Genomic DNA, 21,102 nt, shown 5'->3' with positions numbered 1-21,102 from the left:
CCCTAGCCGACGGCCGTGAAGATGTCGATGGAGCCCGACTTCAGCGAGACGATGGCGCGCTTGGTGTCCTTGCGCTTGCCCGTGCCGAAGCGGGTGCGGCGGGTCTTGCCCGTGCGGTTCGCCGTGGTGACCGACTTGACCTGGACGCCGAAGATCTTCTCGACGGCCAGCTTGATCTCGGTCTTGTTGGCGCGCGGGTCCACGAGGAACGTGTACTTGCCTCGTCGATCAGGCCGTAGCTCTTCTCGGAGACCACGGGACGCAGGATCACGTCGCGCGGGTCCTTGTAATCGATGGCGCTCACTCGGAGACCTCCACAGCGGACGAGCCCTTGGCCGCGATGAACGCGTCGAGGGCGGCGGGGGTGAAGACGAGGTCGTCGCTCTTCAGGACGTCGTACGCGTTCAGCTGGTCCACGTACAGGACCTCGACGTGCTTGAGGTTGCGGATGCTCTTCAGCGCGACGGTGTCGGCGCGGTCGAGCACGACCAGCTGGCGCTTGCCGTTGCGGGTCGCCTCGAGGGCGGCCGCCGCGGCCTTCGTGGAGGGCACGCCGCCCAGGTCGAGCGAGACCTGGTGGATGCGGCCGGCGCGGGCGCGGTCCGAGAGGGCGCCGAGCAGGGCCGCGGCGATCATCTTCTTGGGGGTGCGCTGCGAGTAGTCGCGCGGGGTCGGCCCGTGCACGACGCCGCCGCCGCGGTGCTCCGGCGCGCGGACGGAGCCCTGACGGGACCGGCCGGTGCCCTTCTGCTTGAACGGCTTGACGCCGGAGCCGGAGACCTCGCCCGGTTCTTCGTCTTGTGCGTGCCCTGACGGGCGGCCGCGAGCTGCGCCACGACCACCTGGTGGATCAGGGGGACGTTCGTGGGTGCGTCGAACAGCTCGATCGGCAGGTTCTTGACGTCGGCCATGTTCAGTTCCCCTTCACGGCGTCGCGGACGAAGACGAGGCGGCCCTTGGCGCCGGGGACGGCGCCCTTGACGAGCAGCAGGCCCTTCTCGGCGTCGACCGCGTGGACGGTGAGGCCGAGCACGGTGACGCGCTCGCCACCCATGCGGCCGGCCATGCGCATGCCCTTGAAGACGCGCGACGGCGTCGAGGAGGCGCCGATCGAGCCGGGCTTGCGGTGGTTGCGGTGCGCACCGTGGCTGGCCGAGACGCCCTTGAAGTTGTGACGCTTCATGACGCCGGCGAAGCCCTTGCCCTTGCTGGTGCCGACCACGTCGACCTTCTTGCCGGCCTCGAAGACGTCGACGGCGAGCTCCTGGCCGAGCGAGTACTCGGCGGCGTTCGCAGTGCGGACCTCGGTGAGGTGGCGGCGGGGCGTGACGCCGGCGGCCGAGAAGTGGCCCGCCTCCGGCTTGTTCGCCTTGCGCGGGTCGATCGCGCCGGCGGCGATCTGGACGGCCTCGTAGCCGTCCTTCTCCGCCGTGCGGATCTGGGTGACGACGTTGGGCGTCACCTGGATGACCGTGACGGGGATGAGCCTGTTGCCCTCGCCCCAGACCTGGGTCATGCCGAGCTTCGTGCCGAGAAGCCCGGAGAACGTGCGGGTCGCGTTGGACATCCGTTCCTCTCCTAGAGCTTGATCTCGATGTTGACGTCGGCGGGGAGGTCGAGCCGCATGAGCGAGTCGACGGCCTTCGGCGTCGGGTCGATGATGTCGATGAGCCGCTTGTGGGTGCGCATCTCGAAGTGCTCGCGGCTGTCCTTGTACTTGTGCGGCGAGCGGATCACGGCGATGACGTTCTTCTCCGTGGGGAGCGGCACCGGGCCGACGACCGTGGCGCCTGCACGGGTGACCGTGTCGACGATCTTGCGCGCCGAGCTGTCGAGCCCCGCGTGGTCGTACGACTTCAGTCGGATGCGGATCTTCTGTCCCGCCATGGATTCCTCGTTCCGTGCGCGCCGGAGCGCGCGGTTCGTGGCTTGCCGGCCGACTCGCTCCGCACCCCCGGGTCTCCCCCGAGGTGCAGCGCGATCCGCACCGCTGTTCTGCTTTGGGTGTCGGCGTCCGTGTCGACCCGGCGGACGCGCGCAGGCGGAATCGATCCGCAGCGCGTCTGCGCAGGCCCCCGCGCCTTCCCGGAGGAAGGAGCACCGGAGCGCCGAGGTGTTCTGCCGTCCGCGGCCCGATCCTTCGATCGTGCACAGCCTGACGGTGATCCAGGGGCCCGCATGCACGTCGTGCACGGGTCCACCCGGAATGTGGAACCCGGATATCTTGCCACGCCCCAGGACAGGGTGCAACCCGGGCGTGTCGCGCCGCACCCCGTGTGCACTCGCCTCCGACGAAGCGTGCCACGCCCCGTGCGCGGCACCCGACCGCGCTGCGCGGCGCCGCCGCCTCCGCGCGGCGGGTCCACCTGCCGAGCGAGGGCGACGAGCACCCAGGTGGGCCTCCGCCTGCTGCCGCGGGCCCGCGACCGCGCGCGGACCCCGGGTGGCCCGGGTCCGTCGGGAGCCGTGGAGCCGGACCGGGGTGCAGCGCCTCGGGCCCCCGCGTCCGGAGCTCCGGTCCGTCGTCACCTCCGACGGCCTCGGGCGGTGGAGGCACTGCGCGCGACGCCGCGCGCGGCCGGCTGTCAGCCCTTCAGGCCGCTGCCCGTCACGCCCTCGACGATCTGCCGCTGGAAGATCACGTAGAGGATCACGAGGGGCAGGGCGCCGAGGATGGCGCCGGCCTGGATGTCGGAGTAGCGCTGGCCGAAGCTGCCCTGCACCGTCGCCAGGCCGACCGGGATCGTCATCAGGTTCGGGTTGGCCACGACGAAGAGCGGCAGGAGCAGGTTGTTCCACACCCCGACGAAGGTGAGGATCGACACCGCCGCGATGACGGGGCGCGACAGCGGCATGATCACCGACCAGTAGACGCGCCAGCGGCTGGCGCCGTCGATGCGCGCGGCCTCCTCCAGATCCTTCGGGATCCCGTCGAAGAACTGCTTGAAGATGAAGACCGCGATGACGGCGGGCACCTGCGGCAGGATCACGCCCCAGTAGGTGTTCAGCAGGTCCACGCTGCCGAGCATCTGGAAGATCGGCACGATCAGCACCTGCGTCGGGATCATGATGCCGAGCACGATCAGCAGGAACACGAGGTTCCGGCCCCGGAACTGCAGCCGCGAGAGCGCGAACGCCGCCATCGAGGCGAACAGCACCGTGAGCACCGTCGTCAGCACGCTGGTGATGCCGCTGGCGATGTACCAGTTCCAGATGTCCCCCGCGTTGAACAGCGACGCGAACGAGTGGAGCGTCGGCGAGAACGAGGAGATGATCGGTCCTGCGCCGAGCGCCGCCGTGCCGTTGTCGGTGAGCGAGGTCTTCAGCGCGAACAGGCTCGGGACGAGCCAGAGGACCGCGAGCACGACCAGCACGACCAGGGCGACCACGTTGAACACGCGGTCGCTCCGCTTCGTCGTCGTCGCCGTCGCGACCCGTGCCGGCGCGGCCGGCGAGACCGCGTTGCGGACGGCGGACGGCTTCCGCGTGGTGGACGTCGTCGTCATCTCACGCCTCCTTCGTGCGGTCGGTGAGCTGCCGGATCACTGCGATCGCGACGATCAGGACGAAGAGGATGGTCGAGGCGGCGGAGGCCGCGCCGATCCGGTTGTCGGTGAACGCGGTGCCCGTCACGAGCTGCAGCGCGACCTGGGTCGCGGTGCCGGGGCCGCCCTGCGTCATCAGGTACACCTGGTCGAAGATCTTCAGGCTCGCGATGATCTGCAGCAGGATCACGAGGGTCGTGGTCCTGCGCAGCAGCGGCAGCGTGATGTAGCGGATCTGCTCCCACTGGCTCGCGCCGTCGACGGCAGCCGCCTCGTAGATCTCGCGCGGGATCTCCTGCAGCCCCGCGAGGTAGAGCACGAAGTTGAAGCCGAGCGTCCACCAGACGGTGGCCAGCGCGACGCCGATCATCGCCGTCGCCGGCGACGCGAGCACGCCCGGCCCGGGGGTGAGCCCGATCAGCTGCTCCCCCAGCGCCCACAGCCCGGTGCCCGGCGTGAAGATGAACAGCCAGATGAGCGAGATGGTCGCCGACGGCAGCACGAACGGCAGGAAGAACGCCAGCCGGAAGAACCACTGCCCGCGGCCGATGCGGTTCGTGAGCACGGCGAGCACGAAGCCGAGGATCACGAGCGGCGGCGTCGTGTAGATCGTGAACTGCACGGTGTGCCACATCGCGTCCCAGAAGTCGGCGCGACCGAACATCTCCGCGTAGTTGCCGAACCCGGCGAAGCTGCCGAGCCCCGACTTCACGGTGGAGCTGTTGAAGAAGCTGACGACCAGCATGATCGCCGCGGGCCCCAGCAGGAACAGCACGTAGAAGACGCCGAACGGGGCGAGGAAGCCCCACGCGGTCCGGCCGCCGCCGCGGTCGATCGGGTTGCTCCGGGAGCGGCGGGCGGCGACTCCCGCGGGTGGGACGGAGATGGCTTGCGTCATTGCGATGGCCTTCCGGTTCGTCGGCGGATCAGAGCGGGGACGGGGTGCGCAGGTAGGTCTGCAGCTGGTCGCTCGCCGACCTCAGCGCACCCTCGGGCGTCGAGGCGCCCTGCTGCACGAGCGCGAACTGCGAGCCGACGATGGTCTCGAACGTGGATCCGGAGCCCGAGTACCAGGCGGTGGGGTCGTACGCCGCGTTGTCCGCGGCCGCCGCGTAGTCGGCCTGCGGCTCGAGGTCCTTGTACTTCCGGCTGTCCCGCAGCGGGAGGTAGGCGGGCACGTGGCCGCCCTGCGCCCAGGTGTAGCTCTGGTCGAGCATCGACTTGATGAAGCCCATCGCCTGCTTGCGCTGCTCGGGCGTGCGGTCCTTCTTCGGCAGCACGAAGGTGTGCGAGTCGGCCTGGCTGGCCGGCTTGTCGAAGAGCTGCGGCACGGGCGCCATGCCGAACTTCAGCCCTTTGATCGACTGGGCGGTCGTGATCTCCCACTCGCCCTGCAGGTAGAAGCCCGCCTTGCCGGTGAACATCGGCGTCTGGCTGCCGGCGTAGTCGAGCGCCTTGTTCAGCCAGCCCTTCTGGCCCCAGCGCGCGATCGTGGCGAGCACCTCCTTCGCCGCGTCCTGGTCGACCGTGATCGTCTTCCCGTCGTCGCCCAGGTAGGGCTTCACGTCGCTGAACTGGCTGTAGAGCGTCTGGAACAGGCGCCAGGGGGTCGCCGTCTCGTTGACGTTGGCGGAGGTGATGGCGCCGCCCTTGGTCACCCTGCTCACCTCGGCGAGCGCGGCCTCGAAGTCCTTCAGCCCGGAGATCGGCTTGAGCTTCCCGTTCTCCACCAGCCCCGCCTTCTCGCAGACGTCCTGGTTGAAGAACATGACGAACGGGTGCGTGTCGAGCGGGATGGCGATGTTGCGGCCGTCGGTCCGCTGCGTGTTCCACGACTTCTGGTCGAGGTCGGAGGCGGAGAGGCCGACGGAGGACAGGTCCTCGTCGGTGATCTCGTCGAGCACGCCGCCCTGCGCGAGCAGCTTCGCCCGGGTCAGGTGCGCCACCGCGACGTCGGGCGGCTTGTTCCCGACGGTCGCGAGCGTCAGCTTCGAGTAGTACGGGTTGCCCCAGGCGAAGACGGTCGCCTGCAGCGACGCCTCCCCGCCGTGGGTCCTCCGGTAGCCCGCCTCCATCTCCTGCATGCGGCTGCCGTCACCGCCGCCGAAGAGGTTCCAGAAGACGAGCGTCTTCGGATCGAGCGCAGCGCCCGTGAGCCCCGCCACCGCCGGGGTGGAGCACGCGGCGAGCGAGGGCACGGCGAGCGCCGCGAGCCCCGCGCCGAGCAGCCCGCGCCGGGTGAGCTGCATCCTGGTGATCGAATCGGCCATGCTGACGACCTCCTTGTCGTTCGTTGCCTGCTCGCCCCCTCGCGGGGCCGCGTCCTAGCCCTCCGCGGTCAGCCCGACCGCCGTCCACGAGACGGGCGGGAGGGTGATGGTGAGGGAGCCGTCCGACACCGTCGCCGAGTCGTTGGGCGAGGGCGTGACGCGGTCCGGCTCCGCGGCGGTGTTGACGGCCTCGAGGTCGTCGTCCGCGAGCGTCGCCGTCTCCGTGATCGAGACCCCGCCCAGCCCGTGCAGCGCGACGGACACCGTGATCGGCTCGGTGCGCGACCGGTTCACGAGGAAGACGGCGGCGGTGCCGGCCTCCGCGTCCCGCGTCACGACCGCGTCGACCGCCGACACGTCGCCGAAGCGCTTCGTGGGGATCGTCGGGCCCGCGATCTCCGCCCGCAGCGCCTCGCCGCGCCCGAGGCGGGCGGTGATGGCGAACGGGTGGAAGGTCGTCTGCCGCCAGGCCGACCCGCCGGGCTCGGTCATGATCGGCGCGATCACGTTCACGAGCTGGGCGAGGCTGGCGGACTTCACGCGGTCGGCGTGCTTCAGCAGCGAGATGAGCAGGCTGCCGACGACCACCGCGTCGGTCACCGTGTAGACGTCCTCGAGCAGGCGGGGCGCCTTCGGCCAGTCGTCGTCGCCGGTGATCTTGTCGACGTCCTCGTACCGGCTCAGGTACCAGACGTTCCACTCGTCGAACGAGATGAAGATCGTCTTGTCGCTGCGCTTCTCGGCCTTCACGTGGTCGGCGGTCGCCGCGACGACGTCGATGAACCGGTCCATGTCGACCGCGGAGGCGAGGAAGCTGTCCACGTCGCCGTCGTGCGGCTCGTAGTACGCGTGGGCCGAGATGAAGTCGACGTCGTCGTACGACTGCTCGAGCACCTGGCGCTCCCAGGTGCCGAAGGTCGGCATCGCCGCGCCGGAGCTGCCGCAGACGACCAGCTCGAGGTCCGGCTGCAGCTGCCGCAGGGCCTTCGCGGTGCGGCTCGCGAGCTTGCCGTAGTCGACCGCATCGCGGTGGCCGAGCTGCCACGGCCCGTCCATCTCGTTGCCGAGGCACCACATGCGCACCCCGAAGCCCTCCTGGGCGCCGTTCGCGACGCGCTGGTCGGACAGGGCGGAGCCGGCGGGCAGGTTCGTGTACTCGACGAGGTCGAGCGCCTCGAGCTCGCCGCGGGTGCCGAGGTTCAGCGCGAGCATCGGCTCGCTGCCGGCCTTCCGGTTCCAGTGCGCGAACTCGTGCAGGCCGACCTCGTTGGTCTCCGTGGAGTGCCAGGCCAGATCGCGGCGGACCGGCCGCTGCTCACGGGGACCGACGCCGTCCTCCCAGCGGTAGCCCGAGACGAAGTTGCCGCCCGGGTAGCGCACGGTCGTGACCCCGAGCTCGCGCACCAGGGCGAGCACGTCCTCCCGGAAGCCCTGCTCGTCCGCGGTCGGGTGCTGCGGCTCGTAGATGCCGTCGTAGACGCAGCGGCCGAGGTGCTCGACGAACGAGCCGTACACCCGCGGGTCGATGGCGCCGATGCGCGCTCCGGTCGAGACGGTGATCAGGGCTTTCGACACGATCCTGGGGCTCCCCTTCGTGCGCACGTCGGTGTGGCCTGCTCACGATTACATCGTTGGAACCGCGCGTCAAGTGCCCGGGTGAGCGCTCATGGCGTGTCGTCAGTCCCCGCGGGGCGGCAGCGGCAGCACGAGCAGCGACGAGGTGGCCGTGGCCACCACCGCGCCGGCCGCGTCGCGCAGCTCGGCCTCCGTGAACACCACCCGCCGGCCCGGCTTCACCACGCGGCCGACCGCGGTGAACGGCCCGCCCGCGGGGAGCACCGGCCGCAGGTAGCGCACCTCGAGGTCGATGGACGTGTAGCCCGAGCCCGCCGGCAGCACCGTCTGGCCCGCGCACGCCGCGGCGCTGTCGAGCACGGTGCAGGCGTACCCGCCGTGGACGGTGCCGAGGGGGTTGAAGTGGGAGCCGTCCGGCACGCAGCGGAACTCGACGTGCCCGGGCTCCGCGAGGACGGCCTCGCAGCCCATGGTCGCCATGATCGGCGGCTGCGGCAGCTCGCCGCGCACGATCGCCCGCAGGAACTCGAGGCCGCTCATCGCCGGCAGGGCGGCCGCGAGGGGCGCCGGGTCCTGCCACTCCACGACCTTCGCGTGCCGATCCGTCATCGCGTCCTCCTCCTCGTCGCGGCGCTCAGCGCCCGGTGCTCCGCCGCGTGCTGGCGCGCTCCACGATCTCGACCGCCACCTCGATGCGGGTCGGCGGCTCGTCGGAGCCGTCGATCCGCGACACCAGGTGCTCGAGCGCGGCCTCCGCGTACGCCCGCTTGTCGAAGCGGACGGTGGTGAGCGGAGGCGCCGCGAAGGCGGCCTCGTCGATGTCGTCGAACCCGGCGACCGAGACGTCCTCGGGCGCCCGGATGCCGCGGCCCCACAGCGCGGACAGCGCGCCGATCGCGATGGAGTCGGTGGCGCAGAACACGGCGTCCGGGCGCGCGCCGCGGTCGAGCAGCTCCTCCATCGCCGCGAACCCGCCGGCCGGGCGCCAGGTGCGGCAGGCGACCTCGAGGGCGGGATCGACGGGCAGCCCCGCCTCCGCGAGCGCCCGCCGGTAGCCCTCCCGCCGCTGCGCGCCGGTGGCGGTGTCCACGTCGGGCCCCGGCACGCCGAGCATCGCGATGCGGCGGTGCCCGAGGGCCAGGAGGAACCGCGTCATGCGCGCCGCAGCGGCGACGCTGTCGACCCACACCTGGTCGACGTCGTCCTGCAGCACCTCGCCCAGCATCACGAGGGGCACCGAGCCGCCGCCGCCCGTCAGCACGACGTCCCGCTCCTCGGCCGTGGTCGGGTTCATCACGACGCCGTCGACGAGGTGGCGCCGCGCCTGGGCCATCAGCTCGCGCGTGCGGTCGAGGTCGTCCCACGACTGCTCGATCTGCACCGCGAGGCCCCGGCGGTGCGCCAGCTCGACGAAGTGCTGCGACACCTCCGCCGAGAACGGCGCCCGCAGGTCGGGCATGACGAGCGCGACGATGCCGGTGCGCCCGGACCGCAGCCCCCGCGCCGCGAGGTTCGGCACGTAGCCGAGCCGCTCGATGGCGGCCTCGACGCGCGAGCGGGTGTCCGGCGCGACGGGCACGGAGCCGCCGAGCACGTTGGACACGGTCTTCGGCGACACGAGCGCCAGCGCCGCGACGTCCTTGACGGTCGGTCGCACCGCCTCAGGCTAGGGCGCTGCAGCGGCGGCGTCCGCCGCGTACGCCTCCAGCCCGGCGAGCAGGCGGTCGCGGCGGAACGGCGCGAGCCAGGACACCTCGAGGGCGTTGCGCTGCAGCTGGACCAGGTCCGCCTCGCTCAGGTCGCCCGCGCGGGCCAGCGCCAGGAGGTTCTCGGTGACGTAGCCGCCGAAGTACGCGGGGTCGTCGGAGCTCACCGTCACCTTCACCCCGGCGCGCAGCAGCTGGACGATCTCCGCCGCCTTCATGTCGTCCGTGACGAACCCGTTCGAGATCGGGCAGCAGGTCAGGCCGATGCCGCGCTCGCGGACGAGGTCGACCAGCGCGGGGTCCTCGACGATGTTCGTGCCGTGGTCGATGCGGTCCACCGCGATGTCGAGCAGGGCCGAGCGGATGTGCTCGATGGAGCCGGGCTGGTCGATGTCGCAGTGCATCGTCAGCAGGAAGCCCTCCTCCCGCGCCCGCGCGAACACCGCGGCGAACTTGGCGGGCGGGTTGCCGCGCTCGTCGGAGTCGAGGCCGACGCCCACGATCCACGCCTTGTACGGCAGCGCCTCCATCAGCGTCGACATCGCGTGCTCCGCGCTCAGGTCGCGCAGGAAGCAGAGGATCAGGTCCGCGTGCACGCCCAGCTCGCGCTGCGCCTTCTCGATCGCCCGCCGGTAGCCGCCGATCACGTCCGGGAAGGGCACGCCGCGGCCCGTGTGCGCCTGCGGGTCGAAGAACAGCTCCGCGTGCACCACGGACTGCTCGGCGGCGCGCAGGAGGTAGGCCCAGGCGAGCTCGAAGAAGTCGTCCTCCGTGACCAGGGCCCGCATCGCCGGGTAGTACTGCGCCAGGAAGCTCGTCAGGTCGGTGAACCCGCCCTCGGGCAGGGGCACGTCGACCCCGTTCTCCGCCGCGAGCCGCATCAGCAGGTCCCGCTCGAGCGTGCCCTCGAGGTGCACGTGCAGCTCGGTCTTCGGCATCCCCGCGACGAACGACTCCAGGTCCATGCCCGGACGGTAGCGGCGCCGTGTTTCCGCGCTGCTACGGGGTCGTGACGGCGGCCTCCTCCTCGGCGCCGGGCTCGCCGACCTCGAGCTCGGCCGCCGCCTCGGCGGCCGGTTCCGGGACGCCGTCCGGCTGGGCGATCGGCTCGTTCGGGGACTCGAACAGCAGCGCCCGGACCTCCGCCTCCGCCGACGACGTGCGCGCGGGGTCGATCGTCTCGCCGGCCCGGTACCGGTCGACGAGCCGCGGGTCCACGTAGCTCGCCTTGGCGACCGTCGGGGTGTTCGAGAGGTCCTCGGCCGCGGCGCGCATCGCGTCCGCGATCGCCCGCTTCTGCGTGCCCTTCTTCTCCTCGGGCCCGTGCTTCGCGAGGCTCACCGCGGCGGACACGGTGCCGCGGAGCGTGCGGAAGTCCTTCGCGGAGAACTTGCCGTGCAGCCGCTTGCGCACGTAGTCGTTCACGTCCGCCGGGGTGATCCCGTGCCACTCCCCCGCGCGCTCGTAGGCCAGCAGGCGCTCGTCGTCGCCGCGGGCCTTCAGCTCGGTGAGCAGGACGGCCAGGTCGTGGTCGCGCATCGTCGAGTCCCAGGTCTTGTGGCTCTTCGCCGGGAAGCGCAGGTGCACCTCGTCGCCGTCGATGGTCACGTGCTCGCCGTGCAGGGTCGTGAGCCCGTAGCTGCCGTTCTCCTCCTCGTAGATGGAGGAGCCGATGCGGAGGCCGCCGAGGTCGAGCATGCGGAACGCGGCGGCCAGCACGCGGCGTCGCGGGTGCTCGGGGTCGCGGAGGTGCCGGCGCACGGTGCCGCGGGCGCCGGGCAGCGCCTCGGCGAGCAGCAGCATGCGCTCGAACTTGCGCTTGTCGTTCCGCTCGCGCCAGGTCGGGTGGTAGATGTACTGCTTCCGGTTCGCCTGGTCGTACCCGATCGCCTGGATGTGCCCGTTCTCGTAGGGCGCGATCCACACGTCGGTCCACGCGGGCGGGATGCCCATCGCCTCGAACCGCTGCCGCAGCTGCGGATCCTTCACCGTCGACCCGTCCGGCGCCCGGTAGCTGAAGCCGCTGCCGGCGCGGACGCGGTGGTACCCCTTGCCGAGCGGGTTGCTCTTGCGGAGCTTCGTTCTGCGCGGGCCGGGGGCCTGCTGGACGGGGGCGTCGGTCACGCTGCGGAAGCGTACGGACGCTCGGCTGGGCGTCGGACGGCGCGCAGCCGACGCTCGGTGGACGTGGAGGAGGAGAGGGCCGCCGAGCCCTCTCCTCCCCGTCCACCCGGTCCGGGACGGGCCGCGCAACCCCTCCGGTCGATCCGACTGCCCATCGGATCGGGGTGCAGGCGGCCCGGGTGCTCCTCGGACTGTCCGGGAGCGAAGCTAGGCGGCGCTGCTGTCGAGCGGTGCGGCGGACGCCAAGAGGACCCTGAGGACGCCGCTCAGGACGCGAGGTCGTGGGAGGGCGCGGCCTGGTAGCCCGCCTCCTGCAGCGCGGCCCGCGCCTCGCGCCTCGCGGAGTAGTCCGTGCGCACACCGCGGATGTCGCGGTAGTTCTGGTGCCCGGGACCGGCCCAGAGGATCGCGTCGCCCGGCTCGGCGAGGGACACCGCGAGCCGGATCGCGCGCTCGGGCTGCCCCTCCTCGTGGACGGGGTGGTCCGGCGCCGCCTCGCGCGCCGCGGCGACGAGCGTCGCGCGGATGCTCGCCGGGTCCTCGAAGCGCGGATGGTGGTCGGTGACGACCAGGACGTCGCTGCCCGCGACCGCCGCACGGGCCATGTCGGGGCGCTTGGTCGTGTCGCGGTCGCCGTCCGCGCCGAACAGCATGATCACCTTGCCCGGCGTCACCGCCCGCACGGCCGCGAGGGTCTCCTGGAAGGCGTGGGGGGAGTGCCCGAAGTCGACGTAGACCGCCGGTGCGCCCGGGCCGGACACCAGCTCGGTGCGGCCGGGCAGCGTCGCCGCCATCCCCTGCGGCCCCTCGAGCACCCGCTGCAGCCGCTCGAAGGCGTAGCCCGCCTCGAGCAGCATCACGACGGCGAGGCCGGCGTTGGCGGCCATGTGCGCACCGAGCACCGGGATGCGGGTCGCGATCCGTCGACCCTCCGGCCCCTCGAGCACGAACGCGGTGTGCGCCTGCGTCTCCTCGGTCACGGTGACGGTCCAGTCCGCGGCCTCGCCGCCGGCGAGGGCGATGGAGACGGTCGGCACGCCGGCGTCGGTCAGCACCCGCGCGCCCCACGCCGTGTCGAGCGACACCACGGCGCGGCGCGAGCGGTCCGGCTGGAACAGCACGGCCTTCGCGGCGTAGTACTCCTCCATGTCCGCGTAGTCGTCGAGGTGGTCGTGGCTGAGGTTCGTGAACCCGGCGACGTCGAACACGATGCCGTCCAGCCGGTGCCGCGACAGGCCCTGCGCGCTCACCTCGATGGCGGCGGCCTCGACGCCCGTCTCCTCCATGCGCGCGATCAGCGCGTGCAGCTCCGTCGCCTCCGGCGTCGTGAGCCCGGCGACGCGGCGCTCCTGGCCCACGCGTCGCTCGGCGGTCGAGCTGAGGCCGTTCGGCACCTCGAGCAGGTCGAGCAGCCCCGCGAGGAAGTGGCTGGTGGAGGTCTTGCCGTTGGTCCCGGTGACGCCGAGCAGCAGCGGGTGGTGCTCCCGCGTGCCGTAGACCTCGGCCGCGAGCTCGCCGAGCAGCACGCGCGGCTCGGGCGTCGTGAGCACGGGCACCTCGACGGCGAGCTCGCCGTGCGCGGGGTCCGTCAGCACGGCGACGGCGCCGCGGGTCAGCGCGTCGGCGACGAAGTCCGCACCGTGGCTGCGCACCCCCTGCAGCGCGATGAAGAGGTGACCGGGGCGGACGGCCGCGGTGCTGAGGCTGATGCCGCTCACGGCGACGTCGCGGGGGTCGCCCGCGAGGTCGAAGCGGGCGACGAGGTCGGCGAGCGGGACCGGATGGGTCGACTCGGGGACGAACGGGGACGGGACCGGAGCAGGCATGACCGGACCACTGTAGGTGGCGCGCTCCCGCCGCAGCGGACCCCGTGCCGGTGCCGGGTGCGCCGCCCACGCCCGTGCAGTACCGCGCGCAGCCGCCCGGAGTTCCGGACCGACCAGTGGAACCTGCCCGACATGCGCGGACGCGGCGGGTTCAGGGCCCGGCAGGGCACAGCCGCGGCGGCGCGGCGATGAACACAGAAGGGCCCGGTCCTCGCGGACCGGGCCCTTCTGGCAGCAGCGGAAGCTACTTGATGATCTTCGTCACCGTGCCGGCACCGACGGTGCGGCCGCCCTCGCGGATCGCGAAGCGCAGACCCTCCTCCATGGCGATCGGCTGGATCAGCTCGACCGTCATCTCGGTGGTGTCACCGGGCATGACCATCTCGGTGCCCTCGGGCAGGGAGATGACGCCGGTGACGTCGGTGGTGCGGAAGTAGAACTGCGGGCGGTAGTTCGCGTAGAACGGGTTGTGACGCCCGCCCTCGTCCTTGGACAGGATGTACGCGTTCGCCTCGAAGTTCGTGTGCGGCGTGACCGAGCCGGGCTTGACCACGACCTGGCCGCGCTCGACCTCCTCGCGCTTCGTGCCGCGCAGCAGCAGGCCGACGTTCTCGCCCGCGCGGGCCTCGTCGAGCAGCTTGCGGAACATCTCGACGCCGGTGACCGTGGTCTTGATGCTCGTCGGCTTGATGCCGACGATCTCGACCTCGGTGTTGACCTTGAGGACACCGCGCTCGACGCGACCGGTGATGACGGTGCCACGACCGGTGATCGTGAAGACGTCCTCGATCGGCATCAGGAACGGACGGTCGACGTCGCGCTCGGGCTCCGGCACGAACTCGTCGACCTTGTCCATCAGGTCGGCGACCGTGGCGCCCCACTTCTCGTCGCCCTCGAGCGCCTGCAGCGCGGAGACGCGGACGATCGGCGCGTTGTCGCCGTCGAACTCCTGGCTCGACAGCAGCTCGCGGACCTCGAGCTCGACGAGCTCCAGGATCTCCTCGTCGTCGACGACGTCGGACTTGTTCAGCGCGACCACGATGTAGGGCACGCCGACCTGGCGGGCGAGCAGCACGTGCTCACGCGTCTGGGGCATGGGGCCGTCGGTGGCGGAGACCACGAGGATCGCGCCGTCCATCTGGGCCGCACCCGTGATCATGTTCTTGATGTAGTCCGCGTGGCCCGGGGCGTCCACGTGCGCGTAGTGGCGCTTCTCGGTCTGGTACTCGACGTGCGAGATGTTGATCGTGATGCCGCGCTGACGCTCCTCGGGAGCGTTGTCGATCTGGTCGAACGCGCTCGCCGTGTTCAGGGCGGGGTACTTGTCGTGCAGCACCTTGGTGATGGCTGCGGTGAGCGTCGTCTTGCCGTGGTCGACGTGCCCGATCGTTCCGATGTTCACGTGCGGCTTGGTGCGCTCGAACTTGGCCTTGGCCACTGATGCCCTCCTCAGGACTGTTGGTCGAGGTGTCCTACCTCGGTCGAGAGGGCGCGGGTGTGCGCGGTTTCGACCGGACGAGGATACCCGGATCTGTTTCGGTTTGTGACAAACGTGTGCCGGCCGCCCGCGTGCGCAGGTCGGTCGCGGCGGGCGCGGCAGCGCGCTCGGACGGGGCGGGAGGAGCGGCCGGAACCGCGCCTCCCGTCCCTCGACCGGACTACTCGGCCTTGTTCTTCTGGATGATCTCGTCGGCGACGTTCCGAGGCACCTCGGCGTAGCTGCCGAACTGCATCGAGTAGACGGCGCGACCGGAGGTCTTGCTGCGGAGGTCGCCGACGTAGCCGAACATCTCGGACAGCGGGACCCGGGCCGTGACGACCTTGACGCCGGAGGCGTCCTCCATCGACTCGATCTGGCCTCGACGGGAGTTCAGGTCGCCGATGACGTCGCCCATGTACTCCTGCGGGGTGCGGACCTCGACGGCCATGACCGGCTCGAGCAGCGCGGGGGAAGCCTTGCGGGCCGCCTCCTTGAACGCCATGGAACCGGCGATCTTGAACGCCATCTCGGACGAGTCGACCTCGTGGTAGCCGCCGTCGAGCAGCGACGCCTTCACGCCGACCATCGGGTAGCCGGCGAGCACGCCGACCTGCATCGCGTCCTGGATGCCCGCGTCGACCGAGGGAATGTACTCGCGCGGGATGCGGCCACCGGTGACCTTGTTCTCGAACTCGTACGTCGTCTCCGCCGTGACCTCGAGGGGCTCGAGCGCGATCTGCACCTTCGCGAACTGACCGGAGCCACCGGTCTGCTTCTTGTGGGTGTAGTCGTAGCGCTCGACCGTCTTCTTGATCGTCTCGCGGTAGGCCACCTGGGGCTTGCCGACGTTCGCCTCGACGTTGAACTCGCGCTTCATGCGGTCGACCAGGATGTCGAGGTGGAGCTCGCCCATCCCCTTGATGATGGTCTGGCCGGTCTCGCGGTTCTGCTCGGTGCGGAAGGTCGGGTCCTCCTCGGCGAGCTTCTGGATCGCCGTGCCGAGCTTGTCCTGGTCCGCCTTGGTCTTGGGCTCGATCGCGACCTCGATGACGGGCTCGGGGAAGGTCATCGACTCGAGGACGACCTGGTCCTGCGGGTCGGACAGGGTGTCACCGGTGGTGGTGTCCTTCAGGCCGATGACCGCGTAGATGTGGCCGGCCGAGACGCCGTCGACGGGGTTCTCCTTGTTGGAGTGCATCTGGAAGATCTTCCCGATGCGCTCCTTCTTGCCCTTGGTCGAGTTGATGACCTGGCTGCCGCCCTCGATGTGGCCGGAGTAGACCCGGACGTAGGTGAGGCGGCCGAAGAACGGGTGCACCGCGACCTTGAAGGCGAGCGCGGAGAACGGCTCCGACGCGTCGGCGTGACGCAGGATCACCTTCTCCTCGTCGCGCGGGTCGTGCGCCTCGATGGCGGGCACGTCGAGCGGGCTGGGCAGGTAGTCCACGACCGCGTCGAGCATCGGCTGCACGCCGCGGTTCTTGAACGCGGAGCCGCAGAGGACCGGGTAGATCTCGCTGTTGACCGTGAGCTTTCGGATCGCGCCCTTGATCTCGGCGACCGTCAGCTCCTCGCCGCCGAAGTACTTCTCGAGCAGCGCGTCGTCGGTCTCGGCGACGGTCTCGAGCAGCGTGGCGCGGTACTCGTTGGCCCGCTCGACCAGGTCGGCCGGGATCTCCTCGATCGCGTACTTGGCGCCCATCTGCACGTCGCCCTTGGCGTCGCCGCGCCACGTGAGCGCGCGCATCTCGACCAGGTCGACGACGCCCTCGAAGGTGCTCTCGGAGCCGATCGGCAGCTGGATGACCAGCGGCTTCGCACCGAGACGGTTCACGATCGTGTCGACGGTGAAGTAGAAGTCCGCGCCGAGCTTGTCCATCTTGTTGACGAAGCAGATGCGCGGGACGTTGTACTTGTCGGCCTGGCGCCAGACGGTCTCGGACTGGGGCTCGACGCCCTCCTTGCCGTCGAAGACGGCGACGGCGCCGTCGAGGACGCGGAGGGACCGCTCGACCTCGACCGTGAAGTCGACGTGGCCGGGGGTGTCGATGATGTTGATCTGGTTGTTGTTCCAGAAGCACGTCGTCGCGGCGGACGTGATGGTGATGCCGCGCTCCTGCTCCTGCGCCATCCAGTCCATCGTCGCGGCGCCGTCGTGCACCTCGCCGATCTTGTGGGTGATGCCGGTGTAGAAGAGGATGCGCTCGGTCGTCGTGGTCTTGCCGGCGTCGATGTGCGCCATGATGCCGATGTTGCGGACCTTGTTCAGGTCGGTGAGGACGTCCTGGGCGACTGCCACGGGGGAACCTTTCGAAGATTTCGGTGAGCCCTACAGGCTCGCTGCCTTGAGGGAAACGCGCGAGGAGCCCGTTTCATGCCCGAGGCCGCGGACCCCGTTGAGCACGGGATCCGCGGCCGCGGTGGAGCTGGACGAGCCCGGGGCTACCAGCGGTAGTGGGCGAAGGCGCGGTTCGACTCGGCCATCTTGTGCGTGTCCTCGCGGCGCTTGACCGCGGCGCCGAGGCCGTTCGACGCGTCGAGGATCTCGTTCGTGAGGCGCTCGGTCATCGACTTCTCGCGACGGGCCTTCGCGTACGTGGTCAGCCAGCGCAGCGCGAGCGTGTTCGCGCGGTGCGGCTTGACCTCGATCGGGACCTGGTAGGTCGAGCCGCCGACGCGGCGACTCTTGACCTCGATGGTCGGGCGCACGTTGTCGAGCGCCTTCTTCAGCGTGGCGACCGCGTCCTGACCGTTCTTGGCGGCGACGTTCTCGAGCGCGCCGTAGACGATGCGCTCGGAGAGGCCCTTCTTGCCGTCGACGAGGATCTTGTTGACGAGCTGGCTGACGACCGGGGCCTGGTAGACCGGGTCGGCGACGACGGGACGCTTCGGGGCGGGACCCTTGCGGGGCATTACTTCTTCTCCATCTTCGCGCCGTAGCGGCTGCGGGCCTGCTTGCGGTTCTTCACGGCCTGGGTGTCCAGGGCGCCGCGGACGATCTTGTAGCGGACGCCGGGGAGGTCCTTCACACGACCGCCGCGCACGAGCACCATCGAGTGCTCCTGGAGGTTGTGGCCCTCGCCGGGGATGTAGGCGGTCACCTCGGTGCCGTTGGAGAGCTTCACGCGCGCGACCTTGCGGAGGGCGGAGTTCGGCTTCTTCGGCGTCGTGGTGTAGACGCGGGTGCAGACGCCGCGCTGCTGCGGGTTCGCCTTCAGCGCAGGCGCCTTGGTCTTGACGACCTTGGGCGTGCGGCCCTTGCGGACCAGCTGCTGGATGGTGGGCACTCTGCTGACTCCTCGCCGCCTCGAAGGCGGTTTCTCTGTTGTGCGCCGCCGTCAGGGCGGGCTCTGTCTCCGACGCCGCCCCGTGCGGGGCGACCTGCACCGCATGCCGGTGCCGGACGGTCGATGCGGATGTCGGACATCCGCGATGGTCCCGACGGTGGTGTCGGACCCGGCATCACCGGGTCCTCCGCGGAACGTGCTGTGCGCCGGAGAGCGGCACACACCCGCAAGATGATAGCCGCACTCGGGAGAGGGATCAAACACACCCGGGCCGCCGCGCGCGCCCGTCAGGGCTGCTCGTCGTCCTCCCACGGCCAGCGGGGGCGGCCGGCGCCGGCGCCGCGGGCGCGGACCACCAGGAGGACCACCAGCCCCGCCAGCGCGGCCAGCACGACGTCGGTCAGCGTGAAGACCGAGGTCGCCGACCGGCCGAGCGTCACGAGCCCCGCGCCCGCGCCGCCCGTGGCCAGCGCGACCGCGCCGGGCACGAGGATCAGCGCGACCGCGGCGATCAGCGCCGTCTCGAGCGGCAGGAGCGTGCTGCGCGCCGTCGAGCGCGCCGACCGGACCGCGATCGCGAGGGCCGCCACGACGACGCCGGCCGGCTCGGCGAGCGGACCGGCGGCGCGGACGGGCACGACCTCGAGGCCGCTGCCCAGGCTGACGAGCCCGTTGGCGGCCACCACCGTCGCGATCCAGCCGAGGCCGACGAACACCGCGATGCCGGCGCCCGCTCGCGCGTCAGCTGCGGACGTCGCCGACCTCCTGCTCGTAGCTGCGCCGCGCCTCCCGGTACCGGCGGCGCACGCGGATGCCGCGCGAGCCGATCGCGAGCCCGGTCCAGAGCATCACCTCGCGGGCGACCAGGCCGACCAGGATGAACTCCCAGTTGAGGAAGGTCTGCGCGAGCGTGTTGGCGTCGCCGAGGGTGTGGCGCACCAGGACCGAGAACAGCACCACCGTCAGCACGTAGACGATCGCGCCCACGATCAGGCTGGCGAGCACGTAGGCGACCCGGCCGGCGCGGTTGATCAGCAGCACCGTCAGCTCGAAGAGCAGGAAGAACAGCAGCACAGGCAGCCAGGCGAGCGAGGTGCCCGCGACCGACTGCACCTGTGGAAGGACCGCGGCGGTGCCGCCGAAGACGAGCGCGACGAGCGCGTTCGCGCCGAAGAAGACCGCCTGGAAGAGCCCGGCGGCCAGCAGGACCCAGGCCGTCGCGACCAGCCGGTTCCCCTTCTTGCGGGGCGGGGGCGGTGCGGAGCCCTCCTCCGTCGTGGGCAGCGGCCGCTGCGCGGGCGGCGCCGCAGGCGCATCGGCGTGCGGGTGCACCGCGGTGGCGGCTGCGGGCTCGACGACCTCGGTCCGCGCGTCGTCCCGGTCGGCCGCGAGCCGCTCGGTGCGCACGTCGTCGTCGCGATCGGCGGGCAGGCGCTCCGTCCGCGGCTCGTCGTCGGCGCGGGCGGGCTTGTACGGCGTGGTGGCCGCGGGCCCGTCGGCGGCGACCGCGGCCGGGCGACGGGCGTCGTCCGCCGCGTCGTCCTCTGGACGGTTCGGATCAGCCATGTCGGGGGTCCTCTCGTCGTGGCCCGGAGAGCCTACGGGAGGCGTTCAGCGCTGGACGCGGCGCACGGCGCTGGTGGCGGCGGAGTTCGTCGCGCCCGCCCGCTGCACCAGCACGCGAACGGCGATGCGGTGCCCGGCGTCCTTCGTCCTGAGGCGGTAGCTGCGCCCGGTCGCCTTCGCGATCGGCTTCCCGTCCCGCAGCCAGCGGTAGCGGACGTGCTGCGCGGCAGGACGCCAGGTGCCGACGCGAGCGGTGAGCCGGTGGCCCGCACGGGCCGTGCCGACCGCCTTCGTCGACGTCGCGTGGACCAGGACGCGCTTCGCGCCCACGAGGTCGCCCGCGTTCACGATCCCGGCGCCGCACCGCGTGCGGTCGCAGCTCGAGCCCGCCGGGAAGCGGGTGGCCGTGGCCGCGAGCCGCCGGCGCACCTCCCCCGCCCCGAGGCCGGGGTGGACCGAGAGCAGCAGCGCGATCGCCGCGGAGACGCGCGGGGTCGCCATGCTCGTGCCGGCCTCGGCGCCGATCGCGCCCCGGTTCCCCGGCGCCGAGAACGCGCCGGTCGAGGTCCAGGTGTCGCCGATGATCGGCGCGCCCGCCGAGCCTCCGGGCGCCGCGATCGTCGGCGACAGCCGCGCGTCGCCGCGGTTCGAGTAGTCCGCCAGCGCGCCGGAGCGGGTCGTGGCGACCACGCTGACGACGCCCGCGCAGTTGGCCGGGGAGGTGTCGGCGACGCTCCGCCCGTCGTTGCCGGCCGCCGCCACCACGATCGAGCCGCGACGGGTCGCGTCGTCGATCGCGGTCTGCAGCGCGCTCGAGCACGCGCCGCCGTCCGACCCGAGCGACATCGAGATCACGTCGGCGGGGTTCGCGTTGACGGGGACGCCTGCGACGACGCCGCCCGAGGCCCACTCGACGGCGGCGATCGAGTCCGCCTCCGTGCCGCCGCAGCCGCCGAGGACGCGGACGGGCTCGATCGTCACGCCCGGCGCCTCCCCCGCCACGCCGAGGCGGCCCCGCTGCGCGGCGATCTCGCCGGTCACGAACGTGCCGTGCCAGCTCGACGGGTCGTCGAGCTCGGTGCACGCGTCGCCCTCGTCGCGCGGGTCGGGGTCCCACCCGTCGCCGTCGCCGGTGCGGATGCCGGGCGTCTGCGACACGAAGTCGTAGCCGGGCGCCAGGGCGGCGCCGGCGAGATCCGGGTGCGGCGTGATGCCGGTGTCGAGCACGGCCACGACCACGTCGCGGCTGCCCCGCGTCCTGGTCCAGGCGCGGGGCGCGTCGACGCCGTACCCGCCCGCGCGGGCCTTCGACGCCGCGTCCCAGAGGTCCCACTGCTGCGGGAAGTACGTGTCGAGCGTCGTGCCGGGCGCCTTCGCGCCGGCGGTGGTGAAGCGCCGGTCCGGTGCCGCGCCCGCGACGGCGGGCGACGCGTTCAGGGCCGCCGCCGCCTGGTGGGCGTCGGTCGCCTCGACGGTGACCACGGCGATCCCGTGGCCGAGCCGCGTCACGCCGCGGACGTCCACCCCGCGCACCGAGTCCTGCAGGGCCGGCGTCGACGCGCCGGCGGCGACGCGGGCGACGAGGCGCAGCGTCTCTCCCCGCTGCTCGGCGAGCGCGGGCGGCGCGAGGGTCGCGACGAGGACCGCACCCGCCACGAAGGCGGTGACGGACGCGAGTGATCGCCGAGTGCGCACGAGGGCTCCTGATGACGGGCGGGACGGG

Annotated in this window: 18 protein-coding genes and 2 pseudogenes; all 20 read right to left on the bottom strand. The window is 71.7% G+C overall.

The window, feature by feature from the left end; genetic code table 11:
* Window positions 1–2: 2 nt before the first annotated feature.
* Window positions 3–304, bottom strand: a pseudogene (gene rplW / locus ABEA53_RS11445) (50S ribosomal protein L23).
* Window positions 301–911: pseudogene (gene rplD / locus ABEA53_RS11440) on the bottom strand (50S ribosomal protein L4). Before rplD ends, rplW begins: the two co-directional pseudogenes overlap by 4 nt.
* Before the next feature lie 2 nt (window positions 912–913).
* Complete coding sequence (gene rplC, locus ABEA53_RS11435; RefSeq protein WP_345481303.1) at window positions 914–1,567, bottom strand: 50S ribosomal protein L3; 654 nt, start codon at window positions 1,565–1,567, stop codon at window positions 914–916.
* 11 nt (window positions 1,568–1,578) lie between these two features.
* On the bottom strand, window positions 1,579–1,887 hold the full coding sequence (gene rpsJ / locus ABEA53_RS11430; protein WP_116648288.1) for a 30S ribosomal protein S10: 309 nt from the start codon (window positions 1,885–1,887) through the stop codon (window positions 1,579–1,581).
* Between the two features lie 698 nt (window positions 1,888–2,585).
* Window positions 2,586–3,506 carry a carbohydrate ABC transporter permease gene (locus ABEA53_RS11425; protein ID WP_345481302.1) on the bottom strand — a complete coding sequence of 307 codons (921 nt, stop codon included), beginning with the start codon at window positions 3,504–3,506 and terminating at the stop codon, window positions 2,586–2,588.
* Between the two features lies 1 nt (window position 3,507).
* The gene (locus ABEA53_RS11420) at window positions 3,508–4,443 is read right to left on the bottom strand and encodes a carbohydrate ABC transporter permease (RefSeq protein ID WP_345481300.1); all 936 of its coding nucleotides are present in this window, start codon (window positions 4,441–4,443) and stop codon (window positions 3,508–3,510) included.
* 28 nt (window positions 4,444–4,471) lie between these two features.
* Window positions 4,472–5,815 (bottom strand): extracellular solute-binding protein, encoded by a 1,344-nt coding sequence (locus tag ABEA53_RS11415; protein ID WP_345481298.1) that lies wholly within the window; start codon window positions 5,813–5,815, stop codon window positions 4,472–4,474.
* A 54-nt stretch (window positions 5,816–5,869) separates the two neighbouring features.
* Window positions 5,870–7,390, bottom strand: coding sequence for an arabinosylfuranosidase ArfA (gene arfA, locus ABEA53_RS11410; RefSeq protein WP_345481296.1), 1,521 nt, complete (start codon window positions 7,388–7,390; stop codon window positions 5,870–5,872).
* 102 nt (window positions 7,391–7,492) lie between these two features.
* Window positions 7,493–7,999: a PaaI family thioesterase gene (locus ABEA53_RS11405; protein WP_345481295.1), complete on the bottom strand. Its 507-nt coding sequence runs from the start codon at window positions 7,997–7,999 to the stop codon at window positions 7,493–7,495.
* 25 nt (window positions 8,000–8,024) lie between these two features.
* Window positions 8,025–9,047, bottom strand: a complete 1,023-nt coding sequence (locus ABEA53_RS11400) for a LacI family DNA-binding transcriptional regulator (protein WP_345481294.1) — start codon at window positions 9,045–9,047, stop codon at window positions 8,025–8,027.
* A 9-nt stretch (window positions 9,048–9,056) separates the two neighbouring features.
* Window positions 9,057–10,061, bottom strand: a complete 1,005-nt coding sequence (add, locus tag ABEA53_RS11395) for an adenosine deaminase (protein WP_345481293.1) — start codon at window positions 10,059–10,061, stop codon at window positions 9,057–9,059.
* Between the two features lie 34 nt (window positions 10,062–10,095).
* Window positions 10,096–11,220 (bottom strand): DNA topoisomerase IB, encoded by a 1,125-nt coding sequence (locus ABEA53_RS11390; RefSeq protein WP_345481291.1) that lies wholly within the window; start codon window positions 11,218–11,220, stop codon window positions 10,096–10,098.
* Window positions 11,221–11,486: 266 nt separating this feature from the next.
* Complete coding sequence (locus ABEA53_RS11385) at window positions 11,487–13,046, bottom strand: Mur ligase family protein (RefSeq protein WP_345481290.1); 1,560 nt, start codon at window positions 13,044–13,046, stop codon at window positions 11,487–11,489.
* Between the two features lie 244 nt (window positions 13,047–13,290).
* The gene (tuf, locus tag ABEA53_RS11380) at window positions 13,291–14,484 is read right to left on the bottom strand and encodes an elongation factor Tu (RefSeq protein WP_345481289.1); all 1,194 of its coding nucleotides are present in this window, start codon (window positions 14,482–14,484) and stop codon (window positions 13,291–13,293) included.
* A gap of 220 nt (window positions 14,485–14,704) precedes the next feature.
* Complete coding sequence (gene fusA, locus ABEA53_RS11375; protein ID WP_345481288.1) at window positions 14,705–16,825, bottom strand: elongation factor G; 2,121 nt, start codon at window positions 16,823–16,825, stop codon at window positions 14,705–14,707.
* Between the two features lie 143 nt (window positions 16,826–16,968).
* Window positions 16,969–17,439, bottom strand: coding sequence for a 30S ribosomal protein S7 (gene rpsG / locus ABEA53_RS11370; protein ID WP_345481287.1), 471 nt, complete (start codon window positions 17,437–17,439; stop codon window positions 16,969–16,971).
* The gene (gene rpsL, locus ABEA53_RS11365; protein ID WP_055964941.1) at window positions 17,439–17,813 is read right to left on the bottom strand and encodes a 30S ribosomal protein S12; all 375 of its coding nucleotides are present in this window, start codon (window positions 17,811–17,813) and stop codon (window positions 17,439–17,441) included. The genes rpsG and rpsL overlap by 1 nt, the downstream gene beginning before the upstream one ends.
* 287 nt (window positions 17,814–18,100) lie before the next feature.
* Window positions 18,101–18,529: a hypothetical protein gene (locus ABEA53_RS11360; RefSeq protein ID WP_345481286.1), complete on the bottom strand. Its 429-nt coding sequence runs from the start codon at window positions 18,527–18,529 to the stop codon at window positions 18,101–18,103.
* Window positions 18,530–18,554: 25 nt separating this feature from the next.
* Window positions 18,555–19,379 (bottom strand): hypothetical protein, encoded by an 825-nt coding sequence (locus ABEA53_RS11355; RefSeq protein WP_345481285.1) that lies wholly within the window; start codon window positions 19,377–19,379, stop codon window positions 18,555–18,557.
* A gap of 45 nt (window positions 19,380–19,424) precedes the next feature.
* A complete protein-coding gene (locus tag ABEA53_RS11350) occupies window positions 19,425–21,074 on the bottom strand; it encodes a S8 family serine peptidase (protein WP_345481284.1) in 1,650 nt (549 codons plus the stop codon).
* Between the last annotated feature and the right edge of the window lie 28 nt (window positions 21,075–21,102).

This window comes from Amnibacterium soli (assembly GCF_039544415.1).
Taxonomy (GTDB): domain Bacteria; phylum Actinomycetota; class Actinomycetes; order Actinomycetales; family Microbacteriaceae; genus Amnibacterium; species Amnibacterium soli.
This window is presented reverse-complemented; position numbering and strand designations above follow the sequence as displayed.